This is a genomic window from uncultured Turicimonas sp. (assembly GCF_902477955.1).
Lineage (GTDB): Bacteria > Pseudomonadota > Gammaproteobacteria > Burkholderiales > Burkholderiaceae_F > Turicimonas.
Genome location: NZ_CABSJB010000004.1, coordinates 90,293 through 112,513 on the forward strand (window position 1 = coordinate 90,293; position 22,221 = coordinate 112,513).

Annotated in this window: 19 protein-coding genes; 9 read left to right on the forward strand and 10 right to left on the reverse strand. The window is 44.7% G+C overall.

Features of this window, described 5'->3' with window-relative positions:
* Nucleotides 1–3: 3 nt before the first annotated feature.
* From RDK53_RS02395 to rpsB, 6 genes are all read right to left on the reverse strand, one after another.
* Nucleotides 4–858 (reverse strand): phosphatidate cytidylyltransferase, encoded by an 855-nt coding sequence (locus RDK53_RS02395; protein WP_308513116.1) that lies wholly within the window; start codon nt 856–858, stop codon nt 4–6.
* Between the two features lie 11 nt (nt 859–869).
* Nucleotides 870–1,622 carry a polyprenyl diphosphate synthase gene (uppS, locus tag RDK53_RS02400; RefSeq protein ID WP_308513117.1) on the reverse strand — a complete coding sequence of 251 codons (753 nt, stop codon included), beginning with the start codon at nt 1,620–1,622 and terminating at the stop codon, nt 870–872.
* A gap of 12 nt (nt 1,623–1,634) precedes the next feature.
* Nucleotides 1,635–2,195, reverse strand: a complete 561-nt coding sequence (frr, locus tag RDK53_RS02405) for a ribosome recycling factor (protein ID WP_308513118.1) — start codon at nt 2,193–2,195, stop codon at nt 1,635–1,637.
* A 338-nt stretch (nt 2,196–2,533) separates the two neighbouring features.
* Nucleotides 2,534–3,259 carry a UMP kinase gene (gene pyrH, locus RDK53_RS02410; RefSeq protein ID WP_066592990.1) on the reverse strand — a complete coding sequence of 242 codons (726 nt, stop codon included), beginning with the start codon at nt 3,257–3,259 and terminating at the stop codon, nt 2,534–2,536.
* 16 nt (nt 3,260–3,275) lie between these two features.
* Entirely contained in the window at nt 3,276–4,163 is an 888-nt protein-coding gene (gene tsf, locus RDK53_RS02415; RefSeq protein WP_066592992.1) for a translation elongation factor Ts, read from the reverse strand.
* A gap of 77 nt (nt 4,164–4,240) precedes the next feature.
* Nucleotides 4,241–5,005, reverse strand: coding sequence for a 30S ribosomal protein S2 (gene rpsB / locus RDK53_RS02420; protein ID WP_066592994.1), 765 nt, complete (start codon nt 5,003–5,005; stop codon nt 4,241–4,243).
* A gap of 354 nt (nt 5,006–5,359) precedes the next feature.
* Here rpsB and map point away from each other — a divergent pair, with 354 nt between their 5' ends.
* From map to glnD, 3 genes are all read left to right on the forward strand, one after another.
* Nucleotides 5,360–6,169, forward strand: coding sequence for a type I methionyl aminopeptidase (gene map, locus RDK53_RS02425; RefSeq protein ID WP_308513119.1), 810 nt, complete (start codon nt 5,360–5,362; stop codon nt 6,167–6,169).
* 143 nt (nt 6,170–6,312) lie between these two features.
* Nucleotides 6,313–7,278 (forward strand): AEC family transporter, encoded by a 966-nt coding sequence (locus RDK53_RS02430; RefSeq protein ID WP_308513120.1) that lies wholly within the window; start codon nt 6,313–6,315, stop codon nt 7,276–7,278.
* Nucleotides 7,279–7,507: 229 nt separating this feature from the next.
* Nucleotides 7,508–10,066: a [protein-PII] uridylyltransferase gene (gene glnD / locus RDK53_RS02435; protein WP_308513121.1), complete on the forward strand. Its 2,559-nt coding sequence runs from the start codon at nt 7,508–7,510 to the stop codon at nt 10,064–10,066.
* Between the two features lie 78 nt (nt 10,067–10,144).
* Here the strand turns inward: glnD and RDK53_RS02440 are convergent, their stop codons facing one another.
* The 3 genes from RDK53_RS02440 to RDK53_RS02450 form a co-directional block, all read right to left on the reverse strand.
* Entirely contained in the window at nt 10,145–10,879 is a 735-nt protein-coding gene (locus RDK53_RS02440) for an S-methyl-5'-thioinosine phosphorylase (RefSeq protein ID WP_308513122.1), read from the reverse strand.
* Nucleotides 10,880–10,890: 11 nt separating this feature from the next.
* Complete coding sequence (gene ligA / locus RDK53_RS02445) at nt 10,891–12,945, reverse strand: NAD-dependent DNA ligase LigA (RefSeq protein WP_308513123.1); 2,055 nt, start codon at nt 12,943–12,945, stop codon at nt 10,891–10,893.
* A 95-nt stretch (nt 12,946–13,040) separates the two neighbouring features.
* The gene (locus RDK53_RS02450; protein WP_308513124.1) at nt 13,041–14,360 is read right to left on the reverse strand and encodes a hypothetical protein; all 1,320 of its coding nucleotides are present in this window, start codon (nt 14,358–14,360) and stop codon (nt 13,041–13,043) included.
* A 434-nt stretch (nt 14,361–14,794) separates the two neighbouring features.
* Here RDK53_RS02450 and queF point away from each other — a divergent pair, with 434 nt between their 5' ends.
* The 6 genes from queF to RDK53_RS02480 are packed head-to-tail and all read left to right on the forward strand — an operon-like array spanning nt 14,795 to nt 21,186.
* A complete protein-coding gene (queF, locus tag RDK53_RS02455; protein WP_066593018.1) occupies nt 14,795–15,214 on the forward strand; it encodes a preQ(1) synthase in 420 nt (139 codons plus the stop codon).
* A gap of 27 nt (nt 15,215–15,241) precedes the next feature.
* Nucleotides 15,242–16,429 (forward strand): succinyldiaminopimelate transaminase, encoded by a 1,188-nt coding sequence (gene dapC, locus RDK53_RS02460; RefSeq protein ID WP_308513125.1) that lies wholly within the window; start codon nt 15,242–15,244, stop codon nt 16,427–16,429.
* 8 nt (nt 16,430–16,437) lie between these two features.
* Complete coding sequence (dapD, locus tag RDK53_RS02465; protein ID WP_066593028.1) at nt 16,438–17,244, forward strand: 2,3,4,5-tetrahydropyridine-2,6-dicarboxylate N-succinyltransferase; 807 nt, start codon at nt 16,438–16,440, stop codon at nt 17,242–17,244.
* A gap of 2 nt (nt 17,245–17,246) precedes the next feature.
* On the forward strand, nt 17,247–18,395 hold the full coding sequence (gene dapE, locus RDK53_RS02470; RefSeq protein WP_308513126.1) for a succinyl-diaminopimelate desuccinylase: 1,149 nt from the start codon (nt 17,247–17,249) through the stop codon (nt 18,393–18,395).
* Nucleotides 18,392–19,285, forward strand: a complete 894-nt coding sequence (prmB, locus tag RDK53_RS02475) for a 50S ribosomal protein L3 N(5)-glutamine methyltransferase (RefSeq protein WP_308513127.1) — start codon at nt 18,392–18,394, stop codon at nt 19,283–19,285. Before dapE ends, prmB begins: the two co-directional genes overlap by 4 nt.
* A complete protein-coding gene (locus RDK53_RS02480; protein WP_308513129.1) occupies nt 19,285–21,186 on the forward strand; it encodes an ATP-binding cassette domain-containing protein in 1,902 nt (633 codons plus the stop codon). Before prmB ends, RDK53_RS02480 begins: the two co-directional genes overlap by 1 nt.
* Nucleotides 21,187–21,196: 10 nt before the next feature.
* On the opposite strand, the gene RDK53_RS02485 is transcribed toward RDK53_RS02480, so the two are convergent.
* Complete coding sequence (locus RDK53_RS02485; protein WP_308513130.1) at nt 21,197–21,625, reverse strand: DUF1178 family protein; 429 nt, start codon at nt 21,623–21,625, stop codon at nt 21,197–21,199.
* Between the last annotated feature and the right edge of the window lie 596 nt (nt 21,626–22,221).

Sequence of the window (22,221 nt, forward strand, 5' to 3'; positions counted from 1 at the left end):
TAATTACAAACCTTGGATAAAAAGCAAAATAAAGACGGCTAAAGGAAGTACGGCAAACTGGGCATCCAATCTGTCGTAAACACCTCCGTGTCCGGGAAGCAAATTGCTCGAATCTTTTACTCCGGCAGTACGTTTTACTGCGCTTTCGAAAAGGTCTCCGGCAATAGAGAAAAGAACGGTAATGAACAAAATGGCAGCTGAAGCAAACACAGTCAGCTTAGAAATAATAGTGTTTGTCCAGAACGGGGCTTGCGGAGCAACGGCATACAAAACGTAACTCAGAACAAGAACACAAATGACTGCGGTAAAAGCTCCCGACCATGTTTTCTTGGGACTAATTCCGGTAGCCATCTTAGGGCCTTGTAAGGCGCGTCCGCCAAAGTATGCTGTAATGTCAGCAACCCAGACGATAGCCAAAACGGAGATCATATAGACGGCACCGAACTCGCGGTATAAGAACATTAACGAGAACCAAGCGCAAGGAACAAAAATTAGAGCCGAAAGCCATGCCAAAGGATTCGGAACGTTCCAGCCGGACATTCTCTTAAAGAAAACTACACAGGTTATAACCGTCCAAATGACAGTACCGACAGAAGAAATAATAAGCAGACCGTTTCCCGACTGAAGCATATTCACATCAATCGGCTGGAACATTTCGAGCCAGTAGAAAAATACAGCTGCTACGAAGCCGATCAGAAGGCACAGAGCGTTATTCCATTTTGCCAAGCGCAGCCACTCCCAGAGACAGGCTCCCATGGCGATAGCTGCAACTGCCGTAAAAGCCCATGGGCCCATCCACAAGGCCGCGATGATGACGATAAATAAAATAACAGCCGTAATTATTCTTTGCCTAAGCATGTTATTACCTCCTATTTATTGGCATTTTTCTCCGAGATTTGCTCTGAGGTCTTACCAAAGCGTCTTTCTCTTGATGCGTACCACAATAATGCTTCTTTAAATTCTTTTTTACCAAAATCCGGCCACAAAACGGAGGTAAAGTAGAGCTCACTATAGGCAAGCTCCCACAAGAGAAAATTACTAATGCGGCTTTCAGAACTGGTTCGGATAAAAAGGTCTACGTCTCCTGAGTCTCCGATTTGAAGATTTCTTGCAAAAAGTTCTTCAGTAACATCTTCAGGAGCTACGCCTTTCTTCATCATTGCTTTACAAGCTTCAATGATTTCCCACCTGCCGCCGTAATTGACGCAAATATTGAGCGTCAAACCCGTATTGTTTTCTGTCAGCTTATGCGATTCTGCAATTTTTTTCTGCAGCTCTTCCGGAAAACGAGAGAGGTCGCCGACCATACGAATACGGACATTGGCCTTGTGCAGAGCAGAGGTTTCTTTTGCCAAAGACGTCAGAAACAAGTTCATGAGAGCAGAGACCTCATCTGCTGGCCGATTCCAGTTCTCACTAGAAAAAGCAAACAAAGAAAGATGCCGGACACCTGATTCAGCGGCCGCTTGAATAACGGCTCGGACAGAATCCACACCTTTTTTATGACCTGCTACGCGAGGAAGAAAACGTTTTTTTGCCCATCTTCCATTGCCATCCATGACAACAGCCACGTGGCGTGGAATCGCTTCACGTGGCTGAGCGGATAATTCTTTTATATCCATAATCGAAAGAAATTAAACAGTCATAATTTCTTTTTCTTTTTCAGCAACTAACTTATCAACTTCAGTGATGTATTTGTCAGTTAACTTTTGAATTTCTGTTTCGGCTCTTCTCTGTTCATCTTCAGAGATTTCTTTTTCTTTAACTAAGGCAGCAATCTTGTTGTTAGCGTCTCTTCTAAGATTTCTAACGGCAACCTTCGCTTCTTCACCTTCTCCGCGGACGACTTTTGTAAGGTCGCGTCTTCTTTCTTCAGTAAGAGGAGGCATCGGAACTCGAATGATGTCACCGGAAGTAGCAGGATTCAAGCCAAGATCGGAGTTACGAATAGCTTTTTCAACCACTGCAACCATTTTCTTTTCCCACGGCTGAACGGTAATTGTTCTGGCATCGGCCAAACCGAGCTGAGCCACCTGAGAGATTGGTGTGGGTGAACCGTAGTAGTCAACAGTGATATGTTCAAGAAGACCTGTGTGAGCACGGCCGGTGCGAATCTTCATGAAGTTTTCTTTGAGCGTAGCAATAGTACGCTGCATATGATGTTCAGATTGAGAGTAAATATCTTTTGTGGACATAGTTAACCCATTAAAAATCTTGTTGTTTCCCTTGAGGGAATCTGCGTTTTAAAAAATGAAAGCTAATTTATTAAGTTTACCACGAGAGAGAAATAACCATTCCGGAAAAATTGCTCTAAAACATTTGATTACGGGCACCTTGCAGAAAAGCTTTGTTCACCAGCAGATTCCATCCTCAGTTCTTTCTTTTTTCGAAGCACTTCATCAAAATTTCCAGCGAAGGAGCTCTGTTTTGGAAGGGGAAAAATTTTGGAGCTCTTCTTTCCTGCGTGCAAGGCATTGAAAAAAGAACTCCGAAATTGAAAAAGGCCTTGAAAAAATCAAAGCCTTAAAGTTTTTTAGACGTGAACTAAAGTTCCTTCATCTTCTCCGAGAACAACGCGTTTTAATGCGCCCGGATTGTGAAGATTGAAGACTCTAATCGGCATCTTTTGGTCGCGACATAAAGTAAATGCTGTCGCGTCTAAGATCTTTAACTTCTTCTGAATAGCTTCATCAAAAGTCAAGCTCTTAAACATCTTAGCAGTCGGATCTTTTTTCGGATCTGCGGTAAAGACGCCGTCTACCTGAGTAGCTTTCAAAACCACTTCAGCACCGATTTCAATACTGCGCAAGGCAGCAGCGGTATCGGTTGTGAAGAACGGGTTGCCGGTTCCGGCCGCGAAAATCACCACTCTGCCCTTTCTTAAGTGGCTGAGAGCTTTGCCGCGAATGTACGGTTCGGCAACCTGATCAATGTCCAAAGCACATTGAACACGTGTTTCAACGCCTTCATTTCTGAGGCAGTCTTGAAGAGCCATTGCATTCATGCAAGTGGCCAGCATACCCATGTAGTCGCCTGTAGCGCGATCCATACCGGTACTGCCGAGAGCAACACCGCGGAAGATGTTGCCCCCGCCGACGACGATGGCTAATTCCACACCCAAATCAACGATGCTCTTAACCTCTCCGACAATGGCTCTAAGCGTATCGCGATTGATACCGAAAGCCGCGTTGCCCATCAAGGCCTCGCCGGAAAGTTTGAGAAGGATTCTCTTATATTTAGGTGTTTCGTTTTCAGCCATCATAGTCTCCTAAAAATTAAGCACGTGCAGCGGCGGCCTGAGCAGCGACTTCAGCAGCGAAGTCGTTAGAACGCTTTTCCATACCTTCGCCAACAACGAACAAGGCGAATGCAGCAACTTCAGCTTTGTGTTCCTTAAGAAGCTGGCTGACAGTCTTCTTGTCGTCCTTAACGAACGGTTGAGACATAAGTGTAACTTCTTTGAGGAACTTGTTGACAGAACCTTCTGCAATACGTGCAATCATTTCTTCAGGCTTGCCGTTTTCGCGGGCCTTTTCAGAAGCGACGCGGCGTTCTTTTTCAATCAATTCAGGATCAACGCCTTCAGCATTTAATGCTTTTGGCTTGGAAGCAGCAATGTGCATTGCAACATCATGAGCAACTTCGTCGTCACCGCCAACGATATCAACGATAGCGCCGATCTTGGCACCACCGTGGATGTAGTTGTGGAGTTTGCCCTTAGCTGTGAGAAGCTGGAAGCGGCGGATAGAAATGTTTTCGCCAATCTTGCCGATAAGAGCTTTACGAATAGCTTCTACTGTAGAACCGTTGAGCGGGAGTTCAGACAAGGCAGCCAAATCAGCCGGCTTAGCTTCAGCAATCAACTTAGCAATGTCATTTGCGAAAGCGATGAAATCAGCGTTCTTGGCAACGAAGTCTGTTTCAGAGTTCAGTTCAACGATAGCACCGGTAGTCTTTGGCTCGTCGATATAGATAGCAACTACGCCGTCAGCTGTTACACGGGAAGCAGCCTTAGTAGCTTTGTTGCCAAGCTTAACGCGAAGAATTTCTTCAGCTCTGGCCATATCGCCTTCAGCCTCTGTAAGAGCTTTTTTGCACTCCATCATCGGGGCATCAGTCTTTTCACGGAGTTCTTTAACCATTGCGGCACTAATAGCAGCCATTATGTTTATCCTTTAAGTAAAAGTTTTAAAAGAAAGGGGCTGAATACGCCCCCTCCTAGTTAGATTGCTAAGATTGATTACTGAGCAGGAGCTTCTTCAACTTGAACTTCTTCTACGAAGTCTTCGTCTTTACCGGCAGCCTTAACTGTTTCGTCAAGTCTCTTGTTCTTGCCTTCCAAAATGGCGTCTGCAAAACCCTTGGCATAGAGCTTAACAGCACGTGCGCTGTCGTCGTTGCCAGGGATGATGTACTGAACACCAGCTGGGTTGTGGTTTGTATCAACAACACCAACAACTGGAATACCGAGCTTGTTAGCTTCTTGAATAGCAATCTTGTGATAGCCGACATCAACGATAACCAAAGCGTCAGGAACAACAGTCATTTCCTTGATACCGCCCATTGCTTTGTTGAGCTTTTCAAGTTCACGAGTGAAGTCAAGAGCTTCTTTCTTAGTCATCTTGTCGAGACCACCATCAGCAACAGTCTGTTCCATTTCTTTGAGACGCTTCAAAGAAACCTTAACTGTTTTGAAGTTGGTGAGCATGCCGCCCAACCAGCGCTGATCAACGTAAGGCATACCTGCACGCTTAGCTTCTTCAACGATAGCTTCGCGAGATGTGCGCTTTGTGCCTACGAAAAGGATAGTACCGCCGTTAGCAGCTAAATCTGTCAAAAACTTAGCGGCGTCATTGAAGCCTTCAACTGTTTTTTCGAGATTGATGATGTGAATCTTGTTGCGGGAACCGAAAATGTACTGTGCCATTTTTGGAGACCAGAAACGTGTCTGATGGCCGAAGTGTGCGCCTGCTTCAAGAAGTTCACGCATGCTCAATGTTGTCATGTTTTTTTTCCTTTAGGGTTTAATTCCAACACCTCTTCCCTCGTCCGAACGGAACCCTAGTAGAGGAGGTGCGCTATTTAAAAATATTCTTGGCTTATGCCAATTGGGGCAGAATTCTATCAGAAACAAGACACTAGAATCGAAGGTTTTACAAAGAATTGTAATTATCGGAACCTGGCTTCATTAATTGACTCTCTTTGGATTTGGATGAGCTTTTTGAGCCTTTCATCGTCTGACCTCGGCCTTCGCCGTTATAAATATTTACGAGCTCTTAAGAAAATTATGCACAATTTGCAAACGAATCACTTTTTTCTTTCTTAGGATGACTAGAATTCAGAAAACTTGGAATTAAAAATGTCACTTAAAAAAATCGTTATTAAAACTCCTGAAGAAATTGAAGGAATGAGAGCTGCCTGCAGAGACGCTGCTCTGGTATTGGATTTCATTGAACCTTATGTTAAGGCGGGTGTCACCACTGAAGAGCTCGACGATCTCATGCTCAAATACATGACCGAAGAACTCAAGGACATCTCTGCCTGTCTTGGATATTCATCCGGCGCTGAGACTCCTTATCCAAAAGCCACCTGCATCTCTGTCAATCATCAGATTTGCCACGGAATTCCTGACCAAAAAGTTCTTAAAAAAGGCGACATTCTCAATATCGACGTCACCGTAATCAAGAACGGATTCCATGGCGACACGAGCAGAATGTTCAAAGTAGAACCTGTGTCTATCGCCGCATCGCGCCTTTGCGAGATCACATTCAATGCGATGTGGAAAGGCATTTGCATGGTTAAGCCCGGGGCTCATTTCGGCGACATCGGCTACGCTATTCAGCAGTATGTTGGCCCTACCGGCTGCTCTATCGTTAGAGAATTCGGTGGTCACGGCGTAGGAAGAGGTTTCCACGAAGAACCTTTTGTCGCACACGTTGGGAAGATGGGAGAAGGTCCGGAAATGAAGCCGGGAATGATTTTTACCATTGAACCAATGATCAACGCCGGCAAACACGCTTTAAAAATTATGCCTAATGGCTGGACCGCTGTGACCAAAGACAGAAGCCTCTCCGCACAATGGGAGCACACGGTTTTGGTTACTGAAACCGGTTATGAAGTCTTAACTGTTTCTCCGGGATGTCCGCAGCCTCCTAGCTGGGTTAAGTAATTTTCCACGAGCCTCCGAAAACGGAGGCTTTTTTGTACCCGATTTCATATGTTAGTGAGAATGCTAAATATTGTTGTCAATACAATGGTCTAGAGGATAAAAACTTTGAAAATACCTAACATTTAACGCAGAGGTCCCGACACATGTTTTACAACATTATTGTTAACGATATAGCTCCGATTTTTGTGATCATGATGTTGGGATACGCCGGGGCAAAAATTCATGCTTTTACACCGGACCAAACTCAGGCGTTAAACAAGGTCGTCCTTGATATTGCTTTACCTGCCGCTCTTTTTGCCTCTATTACTAAAGCTAACCGTGAATTAATTTTCGGAGATTTGCTTCTCACAGTCATCTCATTCGCAGGTCAAGTGGGAATGTTTCTTCTGTGCTTTTATATCTGCAGGAAGTTTTGGAAACACTCCATCCAGCAAGCTGCGGTATGTGCGCTGATTACCGGGGCTCCGACGGTTGGTTTCCTAGGATTTGCCGTTTTGGATCCGGTCTTCGGTACCTCCACTCAAACGGGCTTAGTCGTAGCCATTGAAGCCATCCTTTCTAATGCTGTGTTGATTCCAATCGGATTCTTTCTAATGAATATGGGGCAACCGGCAGGTGCGAACGGTCAGCAAGCAAACTCAAGTATTAAGGCAATCATCAACTCCCTTAAGCAGCCCGTAGTTTGGGCACCTATGCTTGCCGTCGCTATTGTTCTATGCGGCATTCGTATGCCCGACGCTTTATATCCTTCTTTAGATTTGATAGCAAAAGCAAATTCAGGCGTAGCGGTGTTTGCAGCCGGTTTAGCCTTAGCGACAGTTAAATTCAGCGTAGGTCCTGAAATTATTTGGAATGTTTTCTTCAGAAACTTTTTAAGCCCTTTGGTTGTTTGTCTTGCAGGAGCTTTCTATCACCTTCCTCTCGAAAGCCTCTCTATGATGGTTCTCGCCTGCGCCCTCCCTCCTGCCTTCTCAGGTTTGATCATCAGCAGCAGATACAACATTTACGTCAAAGACGGAGCATCTACTTTGGCAGTCAGTACATTGGTGTTTGCCTTTTCTGCTCCCTTCTGGCTCTGGATTACGCCTATTGTCGGTAAATGGTTTTAATGCGAAATCCTTTTTCAGAAACTCAGAAGATTCCTATCGGCAGATTTGCTTCTTTTGCTAAGACTTTTCTGAGGTCTTCTGATTCGCCTGATTTTTCCCAGTTCATTCCTCCTTCTAGTTTTCTCTTTCTTCTGGAAGATTCTTACCTCAACAAGCAAAACTATCTTTCAGTTAAAACAGAAAGCCGGAAATGTAGAATCAAAGAAAGAAAACTTTGGAAGTCAAAAAAATGAACCAACAAGCCGTCACTGACTTTACTAACGAACGACAAATTCTTGCCAAAGAATTCAAAGAACATTCTGATCCCTTTGAGTATCTTCTTAAGCACACCCATGCAGCGGACGAAGCCATAGAGGCCATCTGCACGGACAACAATCTTTCTCCCAGAATTGCGGTTGTTGCCGTGGGCGGTTACGGCCGTTGTGAACTGTTTCCGTTTTCTGACTTAGACCTTTTATTTCTCCTGCCGGAAGATATCAAAGACTCAGAGCTAAAAGTCATTGAACAAGTCTTAAACGATCTATGGTCACTCGGACTTACGGTTGGACATTCCGTCCGGACTATCGACGAATGTATATCCCAAGCCGAAGAAGATATCACCGCCCAGACAGCCATGTTGGAATCACGTTTTCTTATGGGCGACGCCGGCCTATACAAGAAATACACCGAAAGGATGGAAGTCCAACTGAATTTTGTTGACTTCTTCAGAGCCAAATTCATCGAGCAGCAGCAAAGGCATCTGCGTTTCCAGGAAACGACCTATGCACTCGAACCGAATATCAAAGAATCTCCGGGAGGTTTGCGCGATCTTCACATCGTAACGTGGATTCTTAAAGCCGCCTACCTTGATGCCGCTAAAAAGAATAAAGAAATACCGAGTCTGCTCACTAATTATGAGCAAACAAAAATTCATGAAGACATGAAAACTCTCTTTTGGCTGCGAATTCATGTGCATCTTCTTGTAAATCGTCATGAGGACAGACTGCTTTTTGAAATTCAAGAATCTTTAGCTAAAGAGCTTGGATTCAAAGCGGACGCCGACAGAAGAGCCAGCGAAAAACTGATGCAGCAGTACTACGCCGTTGCTTCATCGATTGAACTATTAAATGACGTCATCCTTCAGGCACTAAAAGAACACTTCGTCTCAGTCACGAAACAAAAAGGAGTCAGCATCGGCAACGGCTTTCTAGTTAAAGGCGACGTTCTTGACACTGAAAATGAAAACTTCTACCAAAACGATCCGGCCATGCTCTTAATGCCTTTTGTTTTGGCTACCGAACATCGAGAAATCAACAAGTTTTCTACGACTATTCATCGAGCATACGGAAACTTGGACAAGCGTATTCCCGACAACTTTGCTTCGCTTGATGAAGTTAAGTCCAGCTTTCTCAAAATTCTAAAAGCTAAAAAAGGTGTTTACCACTGCTTAAAGGAGATGAACAAACTCGGAATCCTTTCCAAACTGATTCCTCCATTCGGCCGCATTGTAGGCCAGCTTCAGCATGATCTATTCCATGCCTACACTGTTGACCAACATACGATTTTAGCCATTAGCTATTTGAGACGTTTTACAAAAAGCGAGAACGCTCATGAGATGCCGCTTATGACTGAACTGATGATGTCATTGGAAGACAATTGGCGTCTCGTAGCAGCCCTTCTCTTCCATGATATCGGCAAAGGCCGCGGCGGGGACCATAGCCGCATAGGTGCAGAAGAAGTAAAGATTTTTGCTAAAAGCTATAACTTAACTCCGGAAGAAACGGACTATATTGAATTTCTCGTTAGAGAACATTTGACAATGAGCAGAGTTGCGCAAAAACAAGACATCTCTGACCCCGAAGTTATTAAAAAATTCGCTGAGAAAGTCGTTTCATTAGACCGCCTCACAGGGCTCTACTTGATTACCGTTGCCGATATCCGTGCAACAGGTCCGAAAGTCTGGAACAGCTGGAAAGCCAAATTGTTGGAGGAACTGTTCTACGCCACCGCCAATTTCTTGCAAGGGAAATCCTTATCTAAGACCATGTTGGTCAATAACCGACGGGAAGATGTCCTCAAAGCCGGGAACTTCAACGCCAAAGAAAAAGAAAAGCTTGAGCAATTCTGGGAGGACTTTGACGTCGGCTATTTCATGCGGCATTCCGTCGACAACATTCTTTGGCAGTCAAAAGAACTTTTGGATCACATGGACAGAAAGAGTTCCTATGTAATTTACAGACCGGTCAAAGGCCTTCCGAATGCCTATGAGGTTGTCGTTTTGACGGAAGACCGGAACGAGCTGTTTGCCCGCATTGTTTCCACTTTCCAGAGCTACCGCCTTTCAATTCTAGAAGCAAGAATTTATACCGGTAAGACCGGACGAGTCTTAGACCATTTCGTGGTCATTGACAATAACCTAAACTCTTCAAGCGAGGAAAAATTTGAAGAGCTGAAAGCCGATTTAATTAATAGGCTTGATAATCAGCTGCCTCTGCAGCCTCCGATAAAAGGACGTCTGTCGAGACACTCTAAAAACTTCCCGATTACGCCTGAGGTTCAGCTTAGAGCCGACGCCGGCGGAAGCCACTATTTGTTATCGGTGGCAGCCACAGACAGACTGGGCATTCTGGCCACAATCGCCCGCGTCTTTATCGAGTTTAAGATTAACCTCATCACCGCAAGAATTGCTACATTGGGAGAAAGAATCGAAGACGTTTTCGTAATCGAAAATCCTCGGCTGGCTGATCCTCAGTTTGCCGCAGAATTTGAAACGGCTTTGCTAAAAATTTTAGAACTGAGACCGTCTTAAGACACGGTACTTCTTGGGAACTATCAGAAAGCGCAAAACTCCTTGAGGCCTCTTCTGCAGAGGCCTACTTTGAAAGCATTAAAAGCTTTCAAAAGCCTTTAGTGCTATCTTGAGACTCTTCTTGGTCGCTTCTTCACTCACATCTGAAAAGGCCTTAATGTCAATCTTAGAAGACGAAAGGCCGATTCCGGCAGCAGGGTTGACGATTTGGCAGATAGCCGCGTAATTGAGTCCTAACTCTCTGGCCAAACAAGCTTCCGGCATCAAAGTCATACCGACGTAATGGGCACCGTCTTGAGCAAGTTTCTTGATTTCCGCCGCAGTTTCGAGTCTCGGACCTTGTCGAACCGCATACGTTCCGCCGTCTATAACCGGTATTAAAAGATCATCTGCCGCATCTAAAAGTTTTTCCCGAAGCTGTCCGCTGAAAGGTTCGGTGAAATCGATAAAAGTAATAGTCTCTGAGTCACCTTTGTTATATGAAGTTTCTCTTCCCCAGGTATAGTCGATGATTTGGTCCGGAACAGCAATAGAACCTGGCTTGTCTTCTTCCACAATCCCGCCAACCGAACAAAGAGCAACAACCGCTTTTGGAGCTAATTGTGCGATCGCCCACATATTTGCACGATAGTTGATTAGATGCGGAGGCTTCCGGCAGGCTCGGCCATGCCTGGGAAGGAAAATAATTTCTTTATCTTCTACTTCAGCAAATTCAAAGGGCGCTGAAGGCTCGCCCCACGGAGTAGGAATAGCTTCAGTTCGAGTTATATTCAGCTCTTCTTGAGAAAGCTTTACGCTTCCTCCAATAATCACAAACCTCTCCATTATTCTTCTTTTCCTTGGACCAACATGGCCATAAACTGCTCTTCACTAATAATCGGAACGGATAAAGCCTGCGCTTTGGCAAGTTTGCTTCCGGCGGCTTCCCCGGCAAGAACATAACTTGTTTTTTTAGAAACTGAGCCGCTGACTTTCCCTCCGGCTTTGCGGATCATATCGCTGGCTTCATCTCTGGAAAGGGTCGGCAATGTTCCCGTCAACACAAATGTCATGCCGGCAAATACCAATTCAGAAGCATCAACTTCTCCTTTTTCTTCCCAATGAACGCCAAGATCCTGAAGCTCTTGGATAACCTGCAGGTTTTTGGGCTCTGCAAAGAAGTGGAGAATTTTCTCAGCGGTGGACATTCCGACATCGTCAACTTCTAAAAGCTGTTCCAATCCGGCGTCTTCACAAGCTTTTAACGTTCTAAAGTGATTTGCTAAAGTTCTCGCGGTGGATTCTCCGACATCAGGAATACTGATGGCATATAGAAATTTTTCTAAGGTAGTACTCTTCGATTTCTCAATGGAAGCTAGAAGATTATCTGCTGACTTTTCTCCCATTCTGTCTAAAGAGACGAATTGCTCCTTAGTCAAACGGTAAATATCGGAAATATTTTTTACCCAGCCCTTCTCAACTAATTGTTCCGCCAGTTTTTCTCCAATTCCGTCTATACCCATGGCTTTACGTGAGACAAAGTGAAGGATGGACTGGACACGTTGAGCTTGACAGAACAAACCTCCCGTACACTTCCTATCTTTTTCCCCTTCTTCTTTGTAGGCATGAGACCCACAGACCGGGCAGAACTCAGGCATGACAAAATCGCGGGCATTATCCGGACGAAGCTCTTTAATGACTCTGACAATTTCCGGAATGACATCGCCGGCGCGTCTTACGACGACCGTATCTCCTATCTTCACTCCCATGTTTTGAAGGAACTCTTCATTGTGAAGAGAAGCGTTGCTGATGGTGGTCCCTCCGACAAAGACCGGTTTTAAACGGGCAACCGGCGTGAGCTTGCCGGTTCTGCCGACTTGAATGGTAATGTCTTGAACCACTGTTTGAACCTCTTGGGGAGGATACTTATGCGCACACGCCCAGCGAGGTTCACGAGATACGAAGCCTAAAGATCTTTGCAAAGCAAAGCTGTTGACTTTGTAAACCACTCCGTCAATATCAAAAGGCAAATCATCTCTGATTTTTTCTACTCTCACATGAAAGTTTTGAAGTTCTTCCGGCCCATATGCTAGGACTCTTGTATCAGCAACCGGGAATCCCTTAGATTTCAAGTAGTCCAAAAGTTCTGATTGCTTATTGGCCACCGTTTCAGAAACCTCTCCATAACCATAGGCATAGAAAGATAGGTTTCTTCTGGCGGTAACCGAAGGATCAAGCTGTCTTAAGCAGCCTGCCGCCGCATTACGAGGATTGGCAAAAAGCTTTTGCCCTTCTGCCTTCTGCTCTTCGTTAATTCTCTTAAATTCTGACTTATGGAGAATAACTTCGCCTCTTACCTCAAAAATTTCGGGGAAGTTTTCAACTTTCAGCGGAAGGGTCTTGATGGTACGAACATTGGCTGTGACATCTTCTCCCTCATATCCGTCGCCGCGGGTTGTTGCTTGAACCAAAATGCCCTTTTCATAACGAATATTGACAGCCAAACCGTCAAATTTAAGCTCGCAGTCGTATTCAACAGGAGGATCTTGCGGCGTCAATTCGAGCTCTCTTCTTACGCGGCCGTCAAAGTCGTAAGCACCCTGGGCGGTGTAATCGGTTTCCGTGTGAATGGAAAGTAGAGGTATCTTATGTTTGACCTTGACTGCCTCAGTTCTTACGGCAGCTCCGACTCTTTCCGTCGGAGAAAATAAGGTTTTAAATTGAGGATATTGCTGTTCAAGCCTAACTAATTCCTGAAAGAGAGAATCATAAAGTTCATCAGAAATAGTGGGGTTGTTATCGACGTAATAAGCCTGGTTATGCTTATTAATTTCATCGGCCAGCTGCTCCATCCGCTTCTGAATTTCCAAATCTTTTGCTGAGTCTTTTTTGGCGCTCATATTCATTCCCAAAAATCTATCTGCCTAACAAAAGAAGCCTTCAACTTCGAATGAGTGAGGCTTCTTCTATGGTTAACGTTTTTTCCAATACTCCGCTACGCCAGTAATTTATGCGCAGTCGGACTTCCCGGTTCTAGACCCTTGTCTCTCATTTGCTGGTAGAAATTATCAATCTCTTTTTTGACCGTAGTAAGAATCTGACCGTTTATTGGGTAACCCTGATTGTCCACGATTTCTGCTTCAAAAGGAGCAGCGAAAGCATTTGCAGCTATCATCAAAGAGCGAAGCGGCTGAGATTCCGGAGTCATCAAAGCGACGAATAAGGAAATAACAACGTAGTTCGGTGAAACCCAAGCTGCCGCAATCGCACCTTTTCTGTTATGGCTTCTCTTTCCGTCAGCTGTCTGCACTAACTCCCCAACTTTTTCATATAGTTTGGAATTAATACGTTTCATGCCTAAATCGCTTGCCACTTTTTCAAACTCATCCAAGCTGACTTCGTTGCGGGAGCGTAAAGTAACGGAAATCTGAGCCCCAAATTGCTGAAGCAAATGAGTAAGATTTTTTGATTTGTTTGAAATCAAAGACTGTTCCACTTCGTCGCTGCTTCCGTCAAACATCATTTCCAAACGCTGCTTAATCTGCAGAACGGATGAAATGGAAACTTCACTTACCACGCCTCTGGAGGAAGCCAACTGAACAAAGATGATGATGGAAGAATAGAGGCCGATAGCTTCCGGGACGTACCAGCTCTTGGTGTAAGAATCGTACCCGTAAACCCAATAATTGCCTTTCGGCTGGAGGTTTTTCAGCGGAAGAAGCTCATTTAAAAGCGCACTGCCGGTAACCGGGTTCTTAAACTGGATTTTGAAAGAAACCTCAAGCATCGGATTATGAGAAGGACAGCCGTTTTTTTCAACTTCTTCAAATCTTAAGACCTCATCAAACGGAAGACTGTTTTGTTGAAAATCCAACGCAGAACCGGAAGTGTCAACCCGTGCTGCAGCCTGAGCCTGCATTTGTTGTTTTTTCGATTCTTCAAGAGCTTTGGCTGTTTTTTCAAAAGAATAGACCTCAGGGACTTTATCCGCAGTAGGTTTTTCTTCAGGTTTAGCCGGCTTAACAGGCGCAGGAGAAGGAGTAGCCTGCACTGGAGCGGTAGGTTTCTGAACAGTATCTTTCACGGGACTCTGGGAGGAAGAAGGGTTCGCCGCTTCCGGAGATTGGCGTACCGACTGAATCTCTTTTTCTTTCTCAGAACGTAAGAAAGGCTCTTTTTTGTTTCCCGCCAGAGGTGAATTATCCTGCTTAATTTTTTTCGGGGCTTCTTTAATTTTCAACCAATACCAGATGCCACCGCCCGCGCAGCCGATAAGCAAAATAGCGGTCAATGTCATCCCAAGAACAAAGCTCATCCGATTTCCCTTCTCTTTAAATCTTATGCATTACTGGATCGGATATTTTATTGTTTAAAGGTGCTGTTGTGGTAATGAATTTCAGAATTAATTAGATAAATTTTCCTAATATCGAGAAAATTATCAGTATCCGGCTGAAAATACAGACTTTCCGCAGAAAAACAGCGACTGGCGGGTTGGCCGGAAATGAGCATATACGAGATTTTTAATTGTCTGGAAAGTCTCAAAAAGCCTTGTTTGAAGCGGCGAATGATTTTGACGTCGGCTATCAGGAATTCCTGCTCAATTGAACTTCTTCTTCCAACTTCTTACTCATTTTTCTCAGTCTTTTGGGCACTAATAGAAAATTCGCTTAGACTTAAAGGTTTAATAGTTTGTTGCTTGTAACCTCTCTATTTGAAAGGCTCCGAGCTGTTTATAGGAGTGTTCCTTTAATGCCTACTCAACCTAGTAAAACACTAGAAACTTTTGATAACCCTCAGCCGAACAGAGATTACCTCATTCATATTGAGATTCCTGAATTTACATCTCTCTGTCCTTTGACAGGGCAACCTGATTTTGCAACGCTTTTTCTTGACTACATTCCTGATAAGAAAAACGTTGAATTGAAAGCCCTTAAGCTTTACATCTGGAGCTTCCGTGAAGAAGGCGCTTTCCATGAAGCCATCACCAACAAAATTCTTGATGATTTAGTTGAAGCTCTTCAGCCGCGCTACATGAGACTGAAAGCCAAATGGTGGGTCAGAGGCGGCATCTATACCACGGTGGTTGCTGAACATCGCAAGCCCGGTTGGGCCCCGCAACCGATGGTAGAACTTCCTGAATTTGAAACAAACGACCCGACAAGAGGTTAATCAATTTCTCAATCCCAAGGAACTTCCATGAATCCAGATTTAGCGCTGACCAGACCTTATCCTTTTTCACGATTAAAAAAATTATTGGAAGGAGCTCAGCTGCCTGCCGGCAAAAAACATATTTCTCTTTCAATCGGAGAACCAAAACATCCGGCTCCTTCATCTGTATTAAATGAGCTCTACCACAACTTCGAACTGTTTGAAAAATATCCTTCCACCAATGGAATGCCTGAACTGCGGGAGGCAATTGCCAGTTGGAACTTGAGACGGCATGGGGTAAAACTTAATCCGGCCACTCAAATTCTGCCGGTTAACGGGTCCCGAGAAGCTCTATTTTCTTTTACTCAAGCAGCCATAGACTCCTCCAAGAACCCAACGGTTTTAATGCCGTGCCCCTTCTATCAAATCTATGAGGGAGCGGCCATCATGGCAGGAGCCAAACCCGTTTATATCCCGACAACTGCTGAAAACGACTTTGTGATGGACTTAGAGTCCTCTGCCTCTGAAGAAGAACTCCAAAGCGCCCAACTGGTTTTTGTTTGCTCCCCGAGTAACCCGACTGGGAAAGTCCTCGGCCTGGCTCATTGGAAAAAATTATTTGAATTGGCCGATAAATACAACTTCATTATCGCCAGTGATGAATGTTATTCGGAAATTTATTTTGACGAAAATAATCCTCCGCTTGGAGCTCTACAAGCCGCGAAGATTCTAGGCCGAGATGATTTTGACAAGTTGGTGGTTTTTTCAAGTTTGTCCAAGCGCTCAAACATTCCGGGCATGAGAACGGGATTCGTGGCAGGGGATGCAAAGCTCTTGAAACCCTATCTTCTTTACCGAACCTATCACGGCTGCGCCATGAGCGGCCCTTTGCAAAAAGCAAGCATCATTGCTTGGAATGATGAAGAACACGTTAAAGAAAACAGACGTCTTTACCGTGAAAAATTTGAAGCCGGTCTGCCGCTTGTACAGCAGACCCTTGAAGTAGAAATGCCGGATGCCTCATTTTATCTTTGGGCTAAGACCCCAATAGATGATAAAGTTTTTACTAGGAGGCTCTACGAGGAAGCAGGCATCACGGTTCTTCCGGGAAGTTTTTTAGGAAGAGAACTTGCAAACGGCATCAATCCGGGCTCCGGATACGTGCGCATTGCACTCGTAGCGACAACTGAAGAAGTGAAAGAAGCGACGCAACGAATCGCTGAATTTAAGATATAGGAGTAAAAATGCAATATATAAAAGACATTATCGAACGCGCTTTTGACCTCAAGCCGGAACATTTAGGCCCCGAAGTACACAACGCTGTAGATGAAGTTCTTCAGTCTTTGAACAAGGGGAAATTAAGAGTAGCCGAAAAGATTGACGGTAAGTGGGAAGTCAACCAATGGATCAAAAAGGCCATTCTTCTTGAATTTAGAATGAATCCAAGCCGTGTTTCCAGAGCTGGTGAGTTTGTTTATTTCGACAAAGTTCCTCTTAAATTTACTCTTTACAATGAAAGAATGTTCAAGGAAGGCGGCTTCCGCGTAGTTCCGGGAGCTATCGCCCGCGAAGGCAGCTTCATTGCTCCGGGAGCTGTTTTGATGCCGTCTTATGTCAACATCGGTGCATACGTCGGTGAAAACACAATGGTCGACACTTGGGCAACCGTAGGCTCTTGTGCACAAATCGGCAAAAACTGCCATCTCTCCGGCGGTGTGGGTATCGGCGGCGTTCTGGAACCTCTTCAGGCCAACCCAACTATTATTGAAGATAACTGCTTCATCGGTGCCCGCAGTGAAATTGTCGAAGGCGTCATCGTTGAAGAAAACTCCGTCATCTCTATGGGTGTGTTTATCGGCCAAAGCACGAAAATCTATGACAGAACTACAGGCGAAATTTTCAGAGGCCGCGTGCCTGCCGGTTCCGTTGTTGTCCCGGGAAGCCTCCCGAGCAAAGACGGCAAATATAACCTGAACTGCGCCGTCATCGTTAAGCGTGTCGATGCCCAAACAAGAGCCAAGACCAGCATTAACGAACTTTTAAGAGACTAAGCATGACTGCCGCCTCAGACAACTTAACCCTTCGGCTTTTGAAAGAAGTCCTCTCTTGTCCTTCCGTCACACCGGAGGATAAAGGATGTCAAAACTTAATCAGCGGTTTCCTTAGTGACGCCGGGTTCGAATCAGAAAATATTCACCGTGGAAAAACAGACAATCTTTACTGTTGGTATGGATCTGACGGACCATTGTTTTTATTTGCCGGTCACACTGACGTCGTTCCTCCCGGTTGCGGCTGGAATACAGACCCGTTTGCTCCGACAGAAGTTGACGGGAACTTAGTTGCTCGAGGCGCGCAGGACATGAAAACCTCTGACGTTTGCTTTGCAGCTGCTGCAAAGCAATTCGTCAAAAACTTTCCAAACTTTGAAGGCCGTATTGCCCTTCTTCTCACAAGTGATGAAGAAGGGGACGGCAAAGACGGAACGGCTTTTGCCATCGAGGAACTGAAGAAGGAAGGAATTCAGCCCGACTTTTGTATTGTCGGAGAACCGACTTGCTCTAAAGAATTAGGCGACACCATTAAGAACGGCCGCAGAGGCTCTTGCAACTGCCGGGTTACTATTTATGGGGAACAAGGTCACGTCGCCTATCCGTTAAAGGTTGAAAACTCAATTCATACAGCGTCCAAAATTATCAGCAAGCTTGCTCAAACTCAGTGGGACCAGGGCTGCGAAGGCTTCCCCTCCACTTCTTTCCAGGTAAGTAATATCACTGCCGGAACAGGTGCCGTCAACATAGTCCCCGGTTCCTGCAGTTTTGTTTTTAATTTACGTTATAACCCGGCAACTTCCGGCCAAGAAATTGAAAATAAAGCTAATGGCATTATTAAAGAATTTACAGAAAACGCTGATATTTCTTGGGAACACAGCGCTTTTCCTTTTAAAACGGAAGGAAAGAAATTAACCGGATGCTTAGAAAAAGCCATCTCTAAGGTTCAAGACATAAAACCAACGCTTTCAACTTCGGGAGGAACCAGCGACGCACGTTTCATCAGTCGGTGGTGTTCGGAAGTCGTTGAATTCGGTCCTGTCAACAATCTCATCCATAAAGCGAACGAATCCATTCCTTTAAAGGATATTCCGAAGCTGACAGAAATCTATTACCAAACACTTGTCAATCTTTTTTCGGTAAGTTCAAAATGAATTTAGAAAACACTGCCCCTCTAAGAACAATTAGAGATTTTGTCAGGTACGCTGCAACTCAACTGTCAAAAGCAAACATCTCTTATGCTCACGGATATGACAATCCATACGACGAAGCAGGCTTTTTAGTGCTCCGGTCCTTGGGAATCGAACTTGAATATGAAAATAAGTTTTTAGACGCAGCGTTAACTCAGGACGAAAGGCAGTTCATTCTCAACCAGATATCCCGCAGATGCGATGAACTGGTACCGACCGCTTATCTAACTAAAGAATGGTGGCTGACCGGCCATCGTTTTTTTGTAGATGATCGGGTCCTAATTCCCAGAAGCTTTATTGCCGAATTAATTGAAGAAGAATTTCAGCCGTGGGTACAGAACCCTGAAGAAATTGCTTCCGTATTAGATATGTGCACCGGCTCCGGATGTCTTGCCATTCTCGCCTCCGAATGCTTCCCGAATGCTGAAGTAGATGCGGTTGATATCAGCGAAGGCGCTTTGGAAGTTGCGGAAAAAAATATCGCCGACTACGGTTTAGAAGGTATTGTAAGACCTATTCAATCGGATTTATTTACCAACTTAGCCGGCAAAAAGTACGACGTTATCATCACAAATCCTCCCTATGTCACCACAGAAGCTATGGAGCATTTGCCCGGTGAATACCGACACGAACCTGAGCTGGCTTTAGTTGCGGGCGATGACGGGATGGATTTAATTAAAACTATCCTTGAGCAGGCTAAAGAACATTTAAATGACGGCGGTTTAATGTTCATAGAACTCGGCGACGGCAAAGAGGCTTTTGAAAACAGATGGCCCGAATTAAATGTTGTATGGCTTCCCACCAGCGGAGGCGATGATCAGGAATTCATGATCAGAAAGGAAGATCTTCCGTAATGCTTAGACTCCAAAACGTATCTGTTGCCCGCGGAACAAGAATCCTTTATTCCGGGGCAACACTCATCAGCAGCCCCGGAGAAAGAATCGGATTAGTGGGACCTAACGGTTCAGGCAAATCAACATTATTTGCCGCCATTCTCGGAGAAATCGGCACAGAAGCAGGTGACATCACAACTCCGGAATACAACCGCATTTCGCACGTTGCTCAGAGAATTGAAAACCCTGAACAGCAAGCCATGCATTACGTCCTTGAAGGACATAAGCCTCTCATCGAAGCTAAAAGTGCTTTAGCCAAGGCTGAACAGTCTCATGATGATTTAGCTTACGCCTCAGCTCTAGCCGCTTACACTGAAATCAACGAAGGAGCAGTGGTTGCCAGAGCAAAAGAAATTCTTCACGGTCTGGGATTCAAGGACGAAGACTCCGAAAGAAAGGTGTCAGAGTTCTCAGGCGGTTGGAGAAACAGACTTTCTTTAGCCCGTGCTCTGCTTACACCGGCCGAGTTAATGCTGCTTGACGAACCGACCAACCACTTGGATATCGACTCCGTCATTTGGCTGGAAAGTTGGTTGAAGGCTCAACAAACCACTATCGTCGTCATTTCCCATGACAGAGAATTCTTAGATCGGATTTCCCAAACAATTTGGTCTATTGAAGACGGCACCATTCATCGTTATTCGGGAAACTTCTCCGATTACGAGAGAATCAGAGCTGAAAAGATTAAACAGCAAGCGGCGGCTGCCAAAGCTTACGAAAAAACCGCCAGTCATCTGCAAAAGTTTATCGACCGTTTCCGCTATAAGGCTACCAAGGCCAAGCAGGCTCAATCCCGTATCAAGATGCTGGAAAAGCTGCAAGCCATTGAGCCGATTAAAGGAAGCAATGAATGGCGCTTTAATTTTGCTGAACCTGAGAAGATGCCTCAGCATCTCATCTTTGCACAGGAGTTGAACTGCGGCTATGATGGCAAGCCAATTCTGACTAATGTCAAAGTTAAGGTTGAACCTCAAGACCGAATCGGCGTTTTAGGCGTCAACGGAGCGGGTAAATCTACATTAATTAAAACGCTTATCGGAGAACTTGCGGCGATATCCGGAGAAATCCGCTACGGAACAGGCTTAAATATCGGGTACTTTGCACAGCATCAGCTCGATCAGCTCAGAGAAGAAGAATCCCCTTTGCAGCATCTTACCCGCATCGCACCGAATGTCAGAGAACAAGAACTGCGAAACTATCTTGGGGGATTTAAGTTCAGCAATGAGATGGCCTGCAGACCTGTCGGTCCAATGTCCGGAGGAGAAAAAGCCCGTCTTTGCCTTGCCTTGATAGCGTGGACTAAACCTAATCTTTTAGTCCTTGACGAGCCAACCAACCATTTGGATATGGAAACTCGCGATGCTCTCACCGTAGCCTTGTCCTCTTTCGAAGGTGCGGTCTTATTGGTTTCTCACGATCGGCACCTTCTGAAAGCTGTATGTGACGATTTATGGATTGTTCATAAAGGTCAGGTCAGTGAATTTTTAGGAGATTTGGAAGATTACGCACGTATTGTTCTTGAAGACAAAAAGGACAAAGTCAAAGAATCCGCCTCCGAAGACAAAGAAGCTCCTACGGTAAATAAAAAAGAGAAACGAAAATTAGAAGCGGAAGAAAGAGCACGCATTTCCGCTTTAAGAGCTCCTCTGCAAAAGCAGCTGAAACAGGTTGAAACCGCTCTCGATAAAAAGTCAAAGAAGTTAAAAGAACTCAACGCCCAGTTAGCTGAGGAAGATTTTTATCAAAAAGATTCCGCGCTTGTCAGCAAAACCATCAAAGAACAAGGAGAGCTTGCCTCGGAAGTGGAAGAACTTGAACTTCAGTGGCTGGATTTATCCGAGCAAATTGAAAGCATCGTTTAAACCAAAACTATCAATTAACCTTCCGATCGTTCTTTACGCCCAACGGGACGATCGGAACGCCTTCTTCAATCAATTCGACGACTTCTTCCGTTTTCGCAGTCCCCTTAATGGAGCGCTCGGGACTGTCACCATAATGAATAGCTCTCGCTTCGGCGGCAAACTTTTCTCCGACATCCTCAGCCGAATCAATTTGTTTGGCAACTTCTTTAATCAAGCTTTCTAAACGCTCTTGAGCTTCTTTTTCACTGGCGGAGACGGAAGTGCTTCGGCTGCGTGCAACATGCGGGGCCGAAAGAACTCTTTCTACCTCTCTGCACTCACAAAAAGGACAAAGGAAAAGACCGGCGTCCCGTTGCTTTTCGAACTCCTTAACGCTTGGAATCATCGCTTCAAATAGATGCCCATTTTTGCATTTGAAGTTAAATACTTTTAAAGCCAATCCAAATTCCTTTTTGTTAGTCCGCTTGTTATGTTAACCAGGAAAAGCGGCATATTCAAATTTGAAGCCTGTCGTCTGACAGCTCTTGGGAAAAACTTTCACAATTCCAGAGACCATAATGGTAAATCTCGACAGTTTCTTTGCCCCGCTATCACCCAATACATTTTTGTTATCTTTTCACAGAAGATCAAAAGGAGGCGAACACCTGCTCCATTTTGCGCTGCCCCGGCATTTTCTAAATTTCGTCTTCTGCCAATATTCTCTTTGCTCTGTCTAACGAAGAAATTTCTGAAGAGTTTTTGCAAAAATTTACAGTTAGAGAAAGTCTTTAGGCTTGAGTTTGCATTAGTTTTTGTTATCGGAAAACATTAAAAGAATCTTTAATAAACAAAGACATATACACCTTCCTTACTTAATCACAATATAAAAAGAAACTTAACTTATGTCGTATTTTTGCAACGATCGCAAAATATGCAAAAATTTTTTTGAAGGCCTAATTTGACAAGCAAAAATTCTGCCTGTATAGTTCTGTTTCTCTCAGCGCGGGAGTAGCTCAGTTGGTAGAGCGCAACCTTGCCAAGGTTGAGGTCGCGAGT